The 17,256-nt window shown below is 37.5% G+C and carries 16 protein-coding genes; all 16 read right to left on the minus strand.

What is annotated here, in order from left to right; all coding sequences use genetic code 11:
- Window positions 1–36 precede the first annotated feature (36 nt).
- The 16 genes from topA to smc all read right to left on the minus strand — a co-directional run bounded on the left by topA (window position 37) and on the right by smc (window position 17,240).
- Entirely contained in the window at window positions 37–2,115 is a 2,079-nt protein-coding gene (gene topA, locus PLX19_RS08870) for a type I DNA topoisomerase (protein ID WP_272188153.1), read from the minus strand.
- Window positions 2,116–2,496: 381 nt separating this feature from the next.
- Window positions 2,497–3,384, minus strand: coding sequence for a DNA-processing protein DprA (gene dprA, locus PLX19_RS08875; RefSeq protein WP_272188154.1), 888 nt, complete (start codon window positions 3,382–3,384; stop codon window positions 2,497–2,499).
- Between the two features lie 89 nt (window positions 3,385–3,473).
- Window positions 3,474–4,376 carry a succinate--CoA ligase subunit alpha gene (gene sucD / locus PLX19_RS08880; protein WP_272188155.1) on the minus strand — a complete coding sequence of 301 codons (903 nt, stop codon included), beginning with the start codon at window positions 4,374–4,376 and terminating at the stop codon, window positions 3,474–3,476.
- 20 nt (window positions 4,377–4,396) lie between these two features.
- The gene (gene sucC, locus PLX19_RS08885) at window positions 4,397–5,557 is read right to left on the minus strand and encodes an ADP-forming succinate--CoA ligase subunit beta (RefSeq protein WP_098916221.1); all 1,161 of its coding nucleotides are present in this window, start codon (window positions 5,555–5,557) and stop codon (window positions 4,397–4,399) included.
- Window positions 5,558–5,750: 193 nt separating this feature from the next.
- The gene (locus PLX19_RS08890; RefSeq protein ID WP_272188156.1) at window positions 5,751–6,527 is read right to left on the minus strand and encodes a ribonuclease HII; all 777 of its coding nucleotides are present in this window, start codon (window positions 6,525–6,527) and stop codon (window positions 5,751–5,753) included.
- A gap of 153 nt (window positions 6,528–6,680) precedes the next feature.
- A complete protein-coding gene (ylqF, locus tag PLX19_RS08895; protein WP_272188157.1) occupies window positions 6,681–7,544 on the minus strand; it encodes a ribosome biogenesis GTPase YlqF in 864 nt (287 codons plus the stop codon).
- 22 nt (window positions 7,545–7,566) lie between these two features.
- Window positions 7,567–8,118: a signal peptidase I gene (lepB, locus tag PLX19_RS08900; RefSeq protein ID WP_272188158.1), complete on the minus strand. Its 552-nt coding sequence runs from the start codon at window positions 8,116–8,118 to the stop codon at window positions 7,567–7,569.
- A 99-nt stretch (window positions 8,119–8,217) separates the two neighbouring features.
- Window positions 8,218–8,562: a 50S ribosomal protein L19 gene (gene rplS / locus PLX19_RS08905; RefSeq protein WP_272188159.1), complete on the minus strand. Its 345-nt coding sequence runs from the start codon at window positions 8,560–8,562 to the stop codon at window positions 8,218–8,220.
- A 142-nt stretch (window positions 8,563–8,704) separates the two neighbouring features.
- Window positions 8,705–9,439 (minus strand): tRNA (guanosine(37)-N1)-methyltransferase TrmD, encoded by a 735-nt coding sequence (trmD, locus tag PLX19_RS08910; RefSeq protein WP_272188160.1) that lies wholly within the window; start codon window positions 9,437–9,439, stop codon window positions 8,705–8,707.
- Complete coding sequence (gene rimM / locus PLX19_RS08915; RefSeq protein WP_272188161.1) at window positions 9,439–9,954, minus strand: ribosome maturation factor RimM; 516 nt, start codon at window positions 9,952–9,954, stop codon at window positions 9,439–9,441. Before rimM ends, trmD begins: the two co-directional genes overlap by 1 nt.
- 120 nt (window positions 9,955–10,074) lie before the next feature.
- Window positions 10,075–10,302, minus strand: a complete 228-nt coding sequence (locus tag PLX19_RS08920; protein ID WP_090913677.1) for a KH domain-containing protein — start codon at window positions 10,300–10,302, stop codon at window positions 10,075–10,077.
- A 14-nt stretch (window positions 10,303–10,316) separates the two neighbouring features.
- A complete protein-coding gene (rpsP, locus tag PLX19_RS08925) occupies window positions 10,317–10,589 on the minus strand; it encodes a 30S ribosomal protein S16 (RefSeq protein WP_272188162.1) in 273 nt (90 codons plus the stop codon).
- Window positions 10,590–10,690: 101 nt separating this feature from the next.
- The gene (ffh, locus tag PLX19_RS08930; RefSeq protein WP_272188163.1) at window positions 10,691–12,040 is read right to left on the minus strand and encodes a signal recognition particle protein; all 1,350 of its coding nucleotides are present in this window, start codon (window positions 12,038–12,040) and stop codon (window positions 10,691–10,693) included.
- A 12-nt stretch (window positions 12,041–12,052) separates the two neighbouring features.
- On the minus strand, window positions 12,053–12,385 hold the full coding sequence (locus tag PLX19_RS08935) for a putative DNA-binding protein (RefSeq protein WP_020059181.1): 333 nt from the start codon (window positions 12,383–12,385) through the stop codon (window positions 12,053–12,055).
- 280 nt (window positions 12,386–12,665) lie between these two features.
- On the minus strand, window positions 12,666–13,655 hold the full coding sequence (gene ftsY, locus PLX19_RS08940; RefSeq protein ID WP_272188164.1) for a signal recognition particle-docking protein FtsY: 990 nt from the start codon (window positions 13,653–13,655) through the stop codon (window positions 12,666–12,668).
- A gap of 15 nt (window positions 13,656–13,670) precedes the next feature.
- On the minus strand, window positions 13,671–17,240 hold the full coding sequence (smc, locus tag PLX19_RS08945) for a chromosome segregation protein SMC (protein WP_272188165.1): 3,570 nt from the start codon (window positions 17,238–17,240) through the stop codon (window positions 13,671–13,673).
- Window positions 17,241–17,256 lie beyond the last annotated feature (16 nt).

Genomic DNA, 17,256 nt, shown 5'->3' on the forward strand with positions numbered 1-17,256 from the left:
TTTTGCATTTCCCGAAAAAAATGTGAGCTGGTAGGCTCACATTTGTTGTTCTTCTTCATAATCACAAGAAATACACTGTACTTGAACGCCCTTTTTCAACTTCTTCTCAACAAGCATACCTTCGCACTTTGGACATTTTCGACCAATCGGTTTATCCCAAGAAACAAAGTCACACTCTGGGTATGTACCACAGCCGTAAAAAAGACGTTTCTTTTTGTTGCTTCGTCGTTCAATAATTTGTCCTTCATTACATTTTGGACATGTAACACCGATTTCTTTTACAATCGGTTTTGTATTTCGGCAATCTGGGAAATTAGAACAAGCCATGAACTTTCCGAATTTACCCATTTTGAAGACCATTGGGTGACCACACAGTTCACAGTCTTCCCCAGCAGGTTCATCTTTAATTTCTACTTCGCGCATTTCTTTCTCCGCTTTTTCCAAACGCGGCTCAAACTCTTGGTAGAAATCATCGACAATTTGTACCCAATTTGCGTTTCCCTCTTCCACTTCATCAAGATTTTTCTCCATATTAGCTGTAAACTCAATGTTAATAATTTCAGGGAAAAACTCTAAAATAAGTTCGGTTACAATTTCGCCAAGTTCAGTCGGAACAAATCGCTTATTGTCTAATCCTACATACCCACGTTTTTGAATTGTTTCTAGCGTCGGTACATATGTAGACGGCCTACCAATTCCAAGTTCCTCTAATGTTTTTACTAAACGTGCCTCTGTATAACGCGGTGGCGGCTGTGTGAAGTGCTGTTTCGGTTCGACATCTTTAGAGAAGACCGTTTCTCCTATATCTAGATGTGGTAACATTTTATCCTTCTCTTCTGTCCCGTCATCTTTCGATTCCACGTATACCTTCATAAATCCTGGGAACTTCACAACAGATCCATGTGCACGAAATTGAACAGAATTGTTTATCAGTGTAGCTGTAACGGTATCCATTATAGCTGATGCCATTTGACTTGCAACAAATCGCTCCCAAATCAGTTTATATAAACGATATTGGTCACGGCTCAAGTAACTTTTTAGTTCATCAGGCTTACGCAAAACAGATGACGGACGAATTGCTTCATGCGCATCTTGTGCTTTTGCTTTTTTCGATTCTTTCTTTTTTTGTGCTCCTATGTAGTCTGCACCAAATGCTTCTTCAATATAAGAACGTGCTTCTTGCTGTGCCGTTTCTGAAATTCTCGTTGAATCCGTTCTCATATAAGTAATTAATCCAACTGTTCCTTGCTTTCCAATATCAATACCTTCATAAAGCTGCTGTGCAAGCATCATCGTTTTCTTTGCTCGCATATTTAACTTTCTTGCAGCTTCTTGTTGCAGAGAAGATGTCGTAAACGGTAATGCCGAATTACGTTTACGCTCTTTTTTCGTTACATTTTCAACTGAAAACGCGTTTTCTCGCATTTTTTCAATGATTTCATTTACTTGTTGTTCATTTGTTAATTCAACTTTTTCCCCGTTTATTCCATAAAAGGCCGCTTCAAACGTCTCTTTCCCTTTTACAAATTCAGTTTTAATTGTCCAGAATTCTTCTGGTATAAACGCTTGAATTTCTTTTTCGCGTTCTATAATTAAGCGAACTGCAACAGACTGCACACGACCTGCACTTAATCCTTTTTTTACTTTCTTCCATAATAAAGGACTAATATTATAACCAACAAGTCTATCAAGTACGCGTCTTGCTTGCTGTGCATCCACTAAATCCATATTAATTGCACGAGGATGTTTAAAAGATTCTTTAATAGCATCTTTGGTAATTTCATTAAATACAACTCGGCAATCCGACTCCACATCTACGTTCAGCGTATTTGCTAAATGCCAAGCAATCGCTTCTCCTTCGCGATCTGGATCGGCTGCAAGATACACTTTTTTTACTTTTTTTGCCGCTGTTTTCAAATCTTTTAAAACAGGCCCTTTACCACGAATGGTAATATACTTCGGGGTAAAATTATTTTTCACATCTATCCCCGTTTGGCTTTTAGGTAAATCGCGAACATGGCCCATTGACGCGACTACTTTGTATTTTTTTCCTAAATATTTTTCAATGGTTTTCGCCTTAGAAGGCGACTCCACGATTACAAGGTAATCTGACATGCTAGTGCCTCCTTAAGAGGTGGATTCAAGTCTTCATCTTTATTCACACAAAAGCTCCTTCCTCAAAGTTTCTAAAACTTTTTGGACGGATTATTGACTAATATTATTGATTTCTCTCGCTTTTGTCAATCAACAATGAATATAACATACAGTGACTATCTACTATTTGTCAATAATTGTTTAATAAAAAACATGAAATATACTATATAAATTCAAGTTTAAAAACGACTTAAAGCCCTTTCTTTTTAGACAGGCGAGAGCATCCGGCCGTGCATAGAAGCGATTGGGGCCTTTTTCTGCCACACGCGAAGTGAAAACAAAAGAAGAAAACGGGTGCATACTCCTTTTTTTCTGTATAGAAGTAATCTATATGTCAATAAATTAAAATGGATTCATTTTATAATTTGAAAGTTCTTGTATCACATCTTCGGCATATTGAACTAATTTTGCTCCTTGTTGGATGAGCTGATTCGTTCCAACCGCACTCTCAATATAATTAGGCCCCGGCATGGCAAACACCTCTCTATTTTGCTCTAAGGCGCAATCCGCTGTTATAAGAGAACCACTCCGCGCTTTCGCCTCTACTACGAGAACACCTTGGCAAAGTCCACTTATAATACGGTTTCGTCTCGGAAAATACCATTTTTGTGGCGCATAATGCGGAGGATACTCCGTTACAAGCAAAACTTGATCTTTCCATTTCTCATGAAAACCTTGATTTCTCTTTGGATACATATATTGTAAACCATGTCCTAATACTGCAATTGTCGCAAAGGAGTGTTCTACTGCAATTTCATGCGCAATTGTATCAATTCCATTTGCTAGACCACTCACGATTAGCCATTGATTATTCATAAGCGGTTGTAAAATAGATTGTATGCTTCCTTTTCCGTATAAAGACGGATTTCGCGTTCCAACAACAGCTAATTTTTTTGACCATTGCAATAAATCTTTCTTCCCCTTTCCATATAAAACATATGGTGGATCAGGGATTTCTCGTAATAAACTCGGATAATCGTCATCCCATATCGTCATGTAAAAAACGTGTTCATCTTGTAATTGTTGAATGTAGAAAGAAGGCGTTGTTTTTTGCAGGTAAGAAACAAGTGTAGCAGCTTTTTGGATAGATAACCCAAGGTGTTTTTCAATTTGAGGAGCTTGAAAGGAATAAATTTCTGTTAACTGAGGATCAATAGCCAATAAGCGTCTCAGTACTTTCCACTGATCTGCCAAGAAGTAGTGAAGATGTAATAATCTTTCACGTTTCATACTCATTCTCCTTACCCATAATTAATATTATGTTAACTACAAAAGGGATAAAAGACACCCTCTTTTACAGAAGGTGTCTTTCTTAATAATTAATAATTTTTACAAGTTTCAAATAAGCCTTTTTCTTTTAAAACAGAAATTAAAGTTTCGCCCATAACAGCTGGTGTTTCAGCAACTTTAATACCGCATGCTTCCATTGTTTTAATCTTTTCAGCAGCTGTACCTTTACCACCAGAAATAATCGCACCAGCATGGCCCATACGTTTTCCAGGAGGTGCTGTTTGGCCACCAATAAAGCCAACAACAGGTTTTGTCATGTTTACTTTTACCCATTCAGCAGCTTCTTCTTCTGCCGTTCCACCGATTTCACCAATCATAATAACAGCATGTGTCTCTTCGTCTTCATTGAATGCTTTTAAAGCATCGATGAAGTTTGTACCATTAACAGGGTCTCCGCCGATACCAACTGCAGTTGATTGACCGATTCCTTCTTGTGTTAATTGATGTACAGCTTCATAAGTTAACGTACCTGAACGAGATACGATACCAACATGACCTTTTTTATGAATGTATCCTGGCATAATACCAATCTTACACTCATCTGGCGTAATAACACCTGGACAGTTCGGTCCAAGAAGACGTGTCTTTTTGCCATCCATATATTTCTTAACATTTACCATATCTAATACAGGGATACCTTCTGTAATACAGACTACTAGATCAAGTTCTGCATCAACAGCTTCCATAATTGCATCCGCAGCAAAAGCAGGTGGAACGTATACAACAGAAGCATTTGCACCTGTCGCTTTTACAGCGTCTTCTACTGTATTAAATACTGGTACACCTTCGATTTCAGTACCACCTTTACCAGGCGTTACACCACCGACAATTTTCGTACCGTATTCAATCATTTGTTTTGTATGAAATAAACCTTGAGAACCTGTAATACCTTGTACAATAACTTTTGTATCTTTATTAACTAATACGCTCATTTTTTCTCCCCCGCTTTCTATTAGCCTACTAGTGAAACAATTTTTTGTGCACCGTCTGCCATAGATTCTGCTGCAACAATATTTAAGCCAGATTCATTTAAAATTTTCTTTCCTAGCTCTACATTTGTACCTTCTAAACGAACAACAAGCGGTAATTCAAGACCTACTTGTTTTGTCGCTTCGATAACACCTTCTGCAATTACATCACATTTCATAATACCGCCAAAAATGTTAACGAAAATACCTTTTACATTTTTGTCAGAAAGAATAATTTTGAAGGCTTCAGTAACTTTTTCAGCTGTAGCACCGCCACCAACATCTAAGAAGTTAGCTGGATCACCGTTATAATGTTTAATAATATCCATCGTTGCCATTGCAAGTCCTGCACCATTTACCATACAACCAATATTTCCGTCTAATGAAATATAGTTCAAGTCATATTTAGAAGCTTCTACTTCTTTCGGATCTTCTTCATCAAGATCACGAAGCTCTAAAATATCTTTATGGCGATATAAAGCATTAGAATCAAAGTTTAATTTCGCATCTAACGCCATTACTTTTCCGTCACCTGTTGTAACAAGCGGGTTAATTTCTGCGATAGAACAGTCTTTTTCAATAAACGCACGATATAAGCCCATCATAAACTTTACAGCTTGTCCAACAAGCTCATTTGGAATATTGATATTAAACGCAATACGACGCGCTTGGAAGCCTTGTAGGCCTACAGCAGGATCAATATATTCTTTAAAGATTTTTTCTGGTGTTTTCTCTGCTACTTCCTCAATTTCTGTTCCGCCTTCTTCAGACGCCATTAACACAACCTGAGAAGTCGCTCGATCTAATACAAGACCAACATAATACTCTTTTTTAATGTCGCATCCTTCTTCGATAAGTAAGCGCTTTACTTCTTTACCTTCAGGACCCGTTTGATGGGTTACAAGTGTTTTCCCTAGAATTTCTTCTGCATATGTACGAACTTCATCTAAGTTCTTTGCTACTTTTACACCGCCAGCTTTGCCGCGTCCGCCAGCATGAATTTGCGCTTTTACTACACATACGCTTGTTCCTAATTCTTTCGCTGCTTCTACAGCTTCTTCTACTGTAAAGGCAACCTTCCCGTTCGGAACGCTTACCCCATAGTTTCTAAGGACTTCTTTACCCTGATACTCGTGGATATTCATGGTCCCATCCTCCCCTATTTTCCTGTTTTTCTCGAAAAGTTTTTTAATGTTTTTAAACACTACATTGTCATTGTATAAAATGATTGCGATGCTGTCTACAATAAAGTGTCTGAAAACTGAAATCGCTTTATTCTTTTTTAAAAATAATAATGTTAATATACAAAAATAAAAAAATAAGTTGCGAATTCACAACTTATTGTTCAATCATATCTTTAATTGGAGCAAATGTTTTTCGATGTTCATCTAACACACCATAAATTTCAATCGCTTGTAAATGTTGTTTTGTTCCATAACCCATATGTTGCTCAAATCCATACTGGGGATACCGTTTTCCAAGTTCCTTCATCATGCGATCTCTCGTGACTTTCGCGATGATAGATGCAGCTGAAATCGAAATACTTTTCGCATCTCCCTTAATAATAGACGTTTGCGGAGTAGAAATCGGAAGTTCCATTGCATCAATTAGCAAATGTTCTGGTTCACATGATAAATTGCTTACAGCCTCTAACATCGCTTGTTTCGTTGCTTGATAAATATTTATCTCATCAATAACGTGAGATGGAATAATTCCAATCCCAATTGCTAACGCCTGCTCTTTAATTCCATCATAAAACTGCTCACGCTTTGCCTCACTCAGTTTTTTTGAATCATTCAAACCAGGCATATAGAATTCTTCTGGAAGCACTACAGCAGCCGCAACAACAGGTCCTGCTAATGGCCCTCTTCCGACTTCATCAATACCAACAATAGATTCAATTCCCTTTTGACGAAGTGCATTCTCATATATTGACATCTCAGTGAATTTTCGTCTTTCTTTTTCTTTATCCTCTTGCTGCTTTTTCCATTTTAAAATAAGTCTCTGCACGCCTTTTCGTTCATCTTCTAATAACATACTAAAACGCTCGTCGTCTTCTCGTTCAATTTCCTGCAATAAAGTTTCGATTTCTTGAATTGTTTGTTTTTTAGACATACGTAGTTCCTCCTACAAGTAAGAAAAGGCGCGCAATAGCGTGCCTCTTCTCTCCCATTTAACAATAACATGCCTTATCTTTGCATCTGAAAAAATGAAAGACGCCAGGCAAAAAAATTCATCGAATGAAACGAACTAAATAGAAGTGTCTCTCTATGCTTCTTCTGCTATTTCTTCTGGTGTTTCAAATGTCATTTTCCCAAGTTTACCACCGCGAAGCTCACGAAGAACAAGTTCTGACGTTTTATCATAATCAACAAGTCCTCCACCCATTAAACAGCCTCTATTTTTCCCAATCGCATCAAATAACTCTACAATATCTTCTGGAATCTCATTTAACTTATAACGCTCTTCCAAACGTTCTGGATACTGTTTCTCCATAAAGCGAAGTGCATACACAGCCACATCTTGCAAATTTAAGATAGAATCTTTAATCGCTCCAGTTGTCGCGAGACGAAGTCCAACCATTTCATCCTCAAACTTCGGCCATAAAATACCAGGCGTATCTAATAGTTCCATTTCTTTCCCAACTTTAATCCATTGCTGCGCTGTCGTTACACCTGGTCGATCGCCCGTTTTCGCAATATTTTTCTTCGCTAATTTATTAATTAATGTCGATTTCCCAACATTTGGAATGCCGACAATTAAAGCGCGAATCGCTCTTGGTTTAATACCTTTTGCAATCATTTTATCAAATTTTTCTTTAACAAGATCTTTACAAGCTGCTGTAATTTCTTTCATACCTTGTCCTGCCTGAGCATTGATAGAAATTGCTTTATGGCCTTTTTCTCCAAAATAAGCAATCCATTCTTTTGTTACACGATCATCTGCCATATCCGCTTTATTTAAAACAACAAGTCTTGGCTTATGCGTAATAATTTCATCAATCATTGGATTTCGTGATGATAATGGCAACCTTGCATCAACAAGTTCAATTACCACATCGATTAATTTTAATTTCTCTGTTACTTGGCGCCTTGCTTTGGCCATATGACCAGGAAACCATTGAATTACCATACTTACACCTTCTTTTCTACATTCATTTTACAATTTGCGCATCTTTGAACGGCCAATACAATATATTAGCTTTTCCAATTACTTGGTCTATTGAAATCGTTCCAATCGTACGACTATCCTTACTAAAACGGCGATTATCTCCTAATACAAATAGCTCTCCTTTTGGAACTGTTGTCTTCCCTGTAATTTCTTCAAGCTTAAAATCATATGTTAACGGACCATCAGCAAGCTGCTTTTTCTGTTTATCTAAATACGGCTCCTCATACGGTTTTCCATTAATATAGAGTGTATCGTTTCGATATTCTATCTGATCACCTGGCAAACCAATGATACGTTTAATGTAATCTTTATCTTCTGTCGCTTGAAACACAATGATATCAAAGCGTTTTGGATCTCCAATGTGATAACCTATTTTATTGACAATCATACGATCACGATCATGAAGAGTCGGTGACATAGATACACCATCTACAAGAATTGGCGCAAAGAAAAACTGTCTAATAATCCAAGCTAAGACAACAGCAATCAAAATAGCTTTTGTCCATTCCCAAAGCGTACTTTTTTGTTTTGTCATGCGATTCCCCTCCACGATTATGTAAGCTGTTAGTATGTAAGTAAAGACACAGCTAGATTGGAAAAAGGGAGCTTGCAAATACAAGCTCCCATACATGTCTTATCGAATTTCTTTAATACGTGCTTTTTTACCGCGAAGGTTGCGTAAGTAGTATAACTTAGCACGACGTACTTTACCACGGCGAAGTACTTCGATTTTCGCGATTCTTGGCGTGTGAACTGGGAATGTACGTTCAACACCTACACCGTAAGAAATCTTACGAACTGTGAATGTTTCGCTAATTCCGCCACCACGACGTTTAATTACAACACCTTCAAAAATCTGAATTCTCTCACGAGTACCCTCTACTACTTTTACGTGTACACGTAAAGTATCACCAGGACGGAATGAAGGTAAATCAGCTTTTAATTGGCTTTTTGTAATTTCTGCGATTAATTGTTGCATATTCAATTCTCTCCTTCCAAACAGATGCTCATGCAAAGTCATATCGTAAATTACAGCGGAACACCGTTGTTAACGGCTACTCTCTATAAGTAGCACAAGTGTTATAATAGCATATTGCTCAGTTTGTTGCAATAGCATTTTTTTACTTCTCTTCTTTAAATTCTGTTAACCATTTTTCCTCTTGTTTAGATAAACTACGTTCCCCTAATAAATCAGGGCGGCGCATGAAGGTACGGCGCAATGATTCTTTATGGCGCCATTCTTCAATATATTTATGATTTCCGGACAGAAGTATATCTGGTACTTTCATTCCACGAAAATCCGCTGGTCTTGTATAATGTGGATGTTCTAGTAAGCCTGTACTAAACGAATCTTCTATTTGTGATTGTTGATTTCCTAAAACATCAGGTAATAAGCGGACAACACTATCTGTAATAACCATAGATGCCAATTCTCCGCCTGTTAATACATAATCACCTATTGAAATTTCATCGGTTACAAGATGTTCACGTACACGCTCATCATACCCCTCATAATGGCCACAAATGAAAATTATATGTTCTTCTTCAGCTAATTCTTCAGCTTTCTTTTGTGTAAAACGTTCTCCTTGCGGACACATTAACACAACGCGTGGTTTACGCTCCGTTTCCTTCGTTAACTCTTCTACAGCATCAAAAATAGGCTGTGGTGTTAATACCATTCCAGCTCCTCCGCCGTATGGGTAATCATCCACACTATTATGCTTATTAGTTGAATAATCACGAAAATTAACAACTCTTAGCTGCACTGCTTCTTTTTCTTGTGCTTTTTTTAATATAGAAGAACCAAAGACACCTGTAAACATTTCTGGAAACAATGTCAAAATATCAATTTTCATTACAGTAATCCTTCCATCACGTGAATGATTACAAGCTGTTCGTTAATGTTTACTTGTAAGACAACTTCCTCAATATATGGGATTAAAACATCTTGACCTTTTGGTTGTTTGATGACCCAAACGTCATTTGCGCCAGGAGAAAGAATTTCTTTAATTGTACCAATTGTCTCTCCGTCTTCCGTTACAACGGTACAACCAATAATTTCGTGATAATAATACTCCCCTTCAGCCAATTCTCCAAGCTGGTCCTCTGGGACTTTTAATAAAGAACCTTTCAATTGTTCTACTTCATTTACATTGTTATAGCCTTCGAATGTCAATAAATCAAAAGACTTATGCTGACGATGAGAAGTAATCTTTACAGATAATGGCGCAGTAGCTTTCTCTTGCCATATGTATAATGTGTTTCCTACTTTATAACGCTCTTCCGGAAAATCTGTACGTGAAACTACACGTATTTCTCCTCTAACACCGTGAGTATTTACAATTTTCCCTACATTAAACCATTTCGTCATAAACAGCACGTCACCCCTGTTCGTTATATGTCATTAGCATCTCCATTCTCTTTGCTGAAGATGCGATATATCTTAAAATGTTAAAAAAGGGTGAGGAACAGATCCTCGCCCTTTTTGTACTTATTGAATTTCCAGCGTAACTTTTTCATTTTGATGATGTCCCGCTGCATATAAGATCGTTCGAATTGCTTTTGCAACTCGCCCTTGTTTCCCAATGACTTTACCCACATCCTCAGGATGTACGGTTAATCGATACTTCATCTCTCCGTTGTACAGTTCCTGTGTAACCTTTACATCTTCAGGATGATCCACAAGGGGTTTAACAATTGTTTCGATTAACCCTGACATAGCCATTGCTTCAATTACTTACCTTGTTTAGCTAAATGGAATTTCTCCATGATGCCTTGCTTAGAGAAAAGGTTGCGAACTGTATCAGATGGTTTCGCACCGTTTCCTAACCATTTTAATGCTGCTTCTTCGTTGATTTTAACTTCAGCTGGCTGAGCAACTGGGTTATAAGTTCCGATTTCCTCGATGAAACGTCCGTCACGAGGAGAACGAGAATCTGCAACAACTACACGATAGAAAGGAGATTTTTTAGCTCCCATACGTTTTAAACGAATTTTAACTGCCATTTATAAAGCACCTCCGAATATATTTCACACAGATAATAATATTAGCAAAAAGAGTGACCCTTTGTAAAGTATAATTTCTTAACAGAGCCATCTTTTTTTCCTTACATAAATGGAAACTTCAAACCACCTAGTCCTTTTTTCTTACCTTTTTGCATACCAGACATCGTTTTCATCATCTTTTTCATATCTTCAAATTGCTTCAAAAGACGATTGATCTCTTGTACAGTTGTACCGCTACCTTTAGCAATACGTTTCTTACGACTAGCGTTAATCATTTCCGGTTGCTCACGCTCTAATTTCGTCATTGAGCGAATTATCGCTTCAATGTGTCCAATTTGCTTTTCATCAACTTGGACATTTTTTAATCCTTTAATTTTCCCAGCACCAGGAAGCATATTTAGTAGCTCATCAAGTGGTCCTAATTGACGCACTTGTCCTAGTTGCTCTAGAAAATCATCCAACGTAAAGGAAAGTGTGCGCATTTTTTGCTCAAGTTCTCTTGCTTTTTCTTCATCAACTGTCGCCTGCGCCTTTTCAATTAACGTTAGAACATCACCCATACCTAGAATACGCGATGCCATGCGTTCTGGATGGAATGCCTCTAGTGCATCTAATTTCTCACCCATACCAGCAAATTTAATTGGTGTGTTTGTAACAGCTTTAATAGATAGTGCTGCACCTCCGCGCGTATCACCATCTAATTTCGTTAATACCACACCTGTTAAACCAAGCTGTTCATGGAAACTTTGCGCAACGTTAACCGCATCTTGTCCTGTCATTGCATCAACAACAAGGAAAATTTCATCCGGTTTCGCTACTTCTTTAACTTGTGCTAATTCATCCATAAGCTCTTCATCAATATGCAGACGACCTGCTGTATCGATAAGAACATAATCATGGTGATCTTCTTTCGCTTTTGCAATTGCTTGTTTTGCGATTTCAACAGGACTTACTTTGTCTCCTAATGAGAAAACCGGCATATCCAATTGCTTACCGAGTGTTTCAAGCTGCTTAATTGCCGCTGGACGATAAATATCAGCTGCAACAAGCATTGGTTTCCGATTATGCTTTTTACGAAGTAAATTCGCAAGCTTCCCTGTTGTCGTCGTTTTCCCCGCACCTTGCAAGCCTACCATCATAATAACAGTTGGCGGACGGTTAGAGACAGCAATTTTACTCTGTTCCCCACCCATTAATTCTGTAAGTTCTTCCTGTACTACTTTAATAACTTGCTGTCCAGGTGTTAAACTTTTCATTACATCTTGTCCGACAGCACGTTCAGACACACGCTTTACAAAATCTTTTACTACTTTAAAGTTAACGTCTGCTTCTAAAAGTGCAAGACGAACTTCTCTCATCATTTCTTTTACGTCGGCTTCGGATACTTTCCCTTTGCCGCGAATTTTTTGCATTGTCTGTTGAAGTCGGTCGGCTAATCCTTCAAATGCCATATTGCCGCCCTCCTAATCTAAATTTTCGATAGCTTCAACAACTTGTTTAACTTGTTCATCTACATGCTCTTCTTCGCTGATTAGCTGCTTTAACTTTGCAACAAGTTGCTGCCTTTCTTGAAACTTTTGAAGTAATAATAACTTTTCTTCATATTCTTCAAGCATCGCTTCTGTCCGTTTAATGTTATCATACACTGCTTGGCGACTTACTTCAAATTCTTCGGCAATTTCACCAAGCGATAGATCATCAAGATAGTAAAGTGACATATAACTTCTTTGTTTTGGCGTTAACAACGATTGATAAAAATCAAATAAATAATTCATTCGCGTTGTTTTTTCGAGCATGTTGAATCACCCTTTGTTAAGTGAATTACCTTTACATGAATTAGTTTACATGGAGAGGAAATGTGTGTCAAGTTTTTTTCTTAACATCTTAATTTAAATCCAAAAAGAAGAAGCGGTAAACACCGCTCCTATGATTCGGATGCTTTCGCACACTTAAAACGAAAATGATTTTTGTGTTAGTTTTCAACTTATATTTATTTATATATAAACTATCACGAATTAAACCTTAACTTTATCCCATATTAACGGACAGTAAGCCCCCACTGTTGGAAGTTTCACTTTACTCTGCTTCCTTTTCTACAAGGTCCCCAAATAATCCATATACATATTGTTCTGGATCAAATGCTTGCAAGTCATCCATTTGTTCTCCTAGACCAACAAATTTCACCGGTACATCCATTTCATTACGAATTGCTAATACAATTCCACCTTTGGCAGTTCCGTCCAATTTCGTTAAGACAATTCCCGTTACATTTGTCGCCTCGCGGAATGTCTTCGCTTGGCTTAAACCATTTTGACCTGTTGTTGCATCAATGACAAGTAATACTTCATGAGGAGCTCCAGGAACTTCACGTTCGATTACACGTTTTACTTTCTCTAGCTCTTTCATCAAGTTGACTTTATTTTGCAAACGACCTGCCGTATCACATAACAAAACATCAACTTTTCGCGATTTTGCAGCCTGAATTGCATCGTACATAACAGCCGCTGGGTCAGAACCTGATCCTTGTTTAATTACCTCTACATCAACACGTTCTCCCCACACTTCTAACTGCTCAATTGCACCAGCACGGAATGTGTCGCCAGCTGCTAATAATACAGATTTCCCGTCCGCTTTAAATTTATGTGCCATTTTTCCAATCGTTGTTGTTTTTCCAACACCGTTTACCCCAACAAATAAAATAACTGTCAATGCGTTATCTTGGATATTTAATTCATTATTAAAATTACCGTTACCTTTATAAATCTCAATTAATTTTTCAGAAATAACATCCTGCACTTCTTTTGGATCTTGAATATTACGACGTTTCACTTCATCTCTTAATTGGTCAATTAACTCCATTACTGTGGATACACCCACATCAGCACCAATTAAAATTTCCTCTAACTCTTCGAAGAACTCTTCATCAACTTTACGATAACGATATACTAAATCATTTACTTTTTCTGAAAAAGAGTTTCTCGTTTTCTCTAAACCTTGTTTAAACTTCTCTGTTACCGTATCTGTTTGCTTCGAAATTTTTTCTTTTAATTTTTTAAAAAAACTCATTCTTTCCCATCCTTTCTATTTGCTCGTAACAAGCTCTTCCCCATCATCTAAACGCACGGAAACAAGCTTGGACACACCAGACTCTTGCATCGTCACACCATATAATACATCAGATTCTTCCATCGTACCTTTTCGGTGCGTAATAACGATAAACTGCGTTTCATTACTAAATCTTCTCAAATACTGCGCAAACCGAGCAACGTTCGCTTCATCTAACGCAGCTTCAACTTCATCTAGCACACAAAACGGTACAGGACGAACTTTTAAAATACCAAATAACAACGCAATAGCCGTCAATGCTCGTTCTCCTCCAGAAAGAAGACCTAAGTTTTGCAACTTTTTCCCTGGTGGTTGCGCAACAATATCAATCCCTGTATTTAATAAATCTTTCGGGTTAGTCATAACCAAGTCTGCACGCCCACCGCCAAATAATTCACTAAATACTAGCTGGAATTCTGTACGAATTGCTTGAAACGTATAAGAAAAACGCTTTTTCATTTCTTCATCCATCTCGTCAATTACTTGATGCATTGTTGTTTTTGCCTCTTGTAAATCATCACGTTGCTCTAACAAGAACGTATGACGCTCAGATACGCGCTCAAACTCATCAATAGCACCTATATTTACTGTGCCGAGTTCTTCAATGGATAGTTTAATTAATTTCACTTTTTTACGAGCTTCCTCGCTAGACATTGTCATCGTATATTTTTGTTTCGCCGATTCAAAAGAAATAGTATATGTTTCCCGTAAGTGTTGCAAGCGATTTTCTAACTCCACGTCCAAACGATTTATTTTCACTTCTTGATCTTTTAATACATCTAGCAAGTATTTATATTGACGTTTCGCTTCTTTCACTTCTAACTCTAGATGTTCTAACCGCCCTTGTAAACCAAGACGTTGTTCACGGCGTGAGCTAATTAATTCCACAGTTTGATTTCTATCATGCGTTTTCTTTTCAATCATACTTGTAATTTGCTCTTCGCCACTAGAATTCGATGTCATTTCTTGTTTTAAGAATGATAAGTCTTCTTTTGTCTTTATAAGATTCTTTTTCGTTTCATCTCGTTCTTTTGTTAAGCGTTCTACTGTTTCTTTTTGGTTTGATAATCGTTGATGCTTTTCAGCCCCTTGTACTTTTAGCTCGGTAATCTCTTTCTGAACCTTTTCCTTCGAGGAATGCTGCTCGTTCTTTTGTTTTGTTAACTCTGTAATCGTCATATCGAGTTCCGTAATTTTTCCTTGCAGCTCAGTAAGCGTTTCTTCTAGCTCAGTTTTTCGCCCTTGTATCTTCGCTTGATCTTGCAAAAATCCTTCTAGCTCTAAATCATAAATAGATAAGCGCTCATTAATGCGATGTTCTTCTAACTCTAACTGATTTATTTCTTCTTTGTACTTTTGTTCGTCTACACGCTTTTCATCAATGTTTTGTCGCAGTTCCTTCAACTTTACTTCTTTTTCTTGTATTTCTTGTTTTAGTGCTTTAACAAAGTTCTCTAGCTTCTCAGTCTTTCCTTCCATATCTGTCAACTTTTCATTCCACTCTTCCAATTCCCGTTGACGTCCTAATAAAGAAGAATTTGTTTGCTTCACCGCACCACCTGTCATTGAACCACCAGGATTCACAAGATCCCCTTCTAATGTAACAATCCGATAACGATACTGCAGTTGCTTCGCTAATTCATTTGCACCTTTTAAATCATGAGCAACTATTACTGTACCTAATAAATTTGTAATTACTTTTTCATATTTATTATCGTACTGTACAAGCTCTGCAGCTATCCCTATAAATGCCGGATTCTGGCTTATCATGCGAAGTTGCTCTATATTAAGCGCTCTGCCCTTTATGACACTTTGTGGTAAAAATGTCGCACGACCATGGCGGTTTTGCTTTAAGAATGCAATAGCTCTGCGTGCATGTTCTTCTGTTTGTACAACCACATGTTGCATTGCTGCCCCAAGTGCGATTTCCATCGCTACTTCATATTTTTTCGGTACAGTAAGAAGCTCTGCAACTGCACCTTCAATACCATGTAACTGGCTGTCGCGGGCTTTTAACACTTCACGAACACCTTGATAAAACCCTGAATAATCTTCTTGCATTTCTTCAAGCATTTCTTTACGAGAACGAGCTTGCTGAACATACTGATATGCTTGATACAACTTGGTTTCATTTTCACTATATTGTTCTTTACATTTTCCAAGCGCAGTTTCCGTTTGTTGCATGCTTGACAACAGATTTGTGACTTGTTCTTTTATATGTTCATATTTTTCAACGAAGGTTGATTTTTTCTGCGCAATACCTATCCGCATCTGTACATATTTTTCATTTTCTTCGTCAAGGCGCTGATTTTTGAAATCTCGCTGTTTAAATTGTTCCTCTAACATAGAAAGTTCATTTCGATAGCTTGCTTGCTGATTTAAAAGTTCAATATAATCCCCTTTTAAATGTTCGATTTTTCCATCTAAATTTCGTTCATATGTAGACAACAATTGTTCGCTATCATGCAGTTTCTGCTCTAACTCTTTCACATGACTTGCTAATTTCATCAATTCTTCTGTTCCTTGCAGGACACTTCCTTCATATACAGAAACTTTTTCTGTTAATTCATGGATGGATGCTTCTAACTGCGCACAATGTGTTGTTGCGTTGTGCTTTCTTTCTTTCAACAGTTCACGTTGCCCTTCTAATTTTTCAAGTTCTTTACTAGAAAGAAGAAGAACTTCTTGTAAAGATTGAATAGACTCATCAATAGCTTGTACATTTCCGCGTATCTCTTCTAAATCCGCTTCATTCTTTTGAAGATGCGTCGAAACATTCACTTCTTCATCTTTGTTATGCTTAAATTGCTGACGAAGCGCTTCCCATTTTTCATGTAATTCTTCAATTTCATACACAATTAATGCCGCTTCAACTTTTTCTAGTTCATCTTTTTTCTCAAGATAATCTTTTGCGATAGAAGCTTGTCTTTCAAGAGGCTCAATTTGTGCACTTAATTCATGAATAATATCTTCTACACGATTTAAATTTTCTTGCGTCTCCGCTAATTTTCCTTCCGCTTTCTTCTTGCGAATTTTATATTTCAACACACCAGCCGCTTCTTCAAAAACACTGCGGCGATCTTCTGCTTTGCTGCTTAAAATTTCTTCCACTTTACCTTGACTAATAATCGAAAACGCTTCACGCCCCATACCTGAGTCCATGAATAAATCAACGATATCTTTTAAGCGACAAGACTGTTTATTAATAAGAAAATCACTGTCTCCTGAACGATATACTCGTCTCGTTACACTTACTTCGTTATATTCAATTGGTAGACGCTGATCCTCATTATTTAATGTTAATGTGACTTCAGCAATATTTAATGCTTTACGTGTATCACTGCCTGAAAAAATAATGTCTTCCATTTTCGCACCACGAAGCGATTTTACAGATTGTTCACCAAGCACCCAACGTATTGCATCTGTAATATTACTTTTCCCACTTCCGTTTGGTCCTACGACAGACGTTACACCTGGCACAAAGTCGATCGACACACGTTCTGCAAAGGATTTAAATCCTACTATTTCTAATCGTTTTAAAAACACGAAAGGCCTTCCCCCT

The organism is Bacillus sp. BP-3, from assembly GCF_028401955.1.
Taxonomy (GTDB): Bacteria; Bacillota; Bacilli; order Bacillales; family Bacillaceae_G; genus Bacillus_A.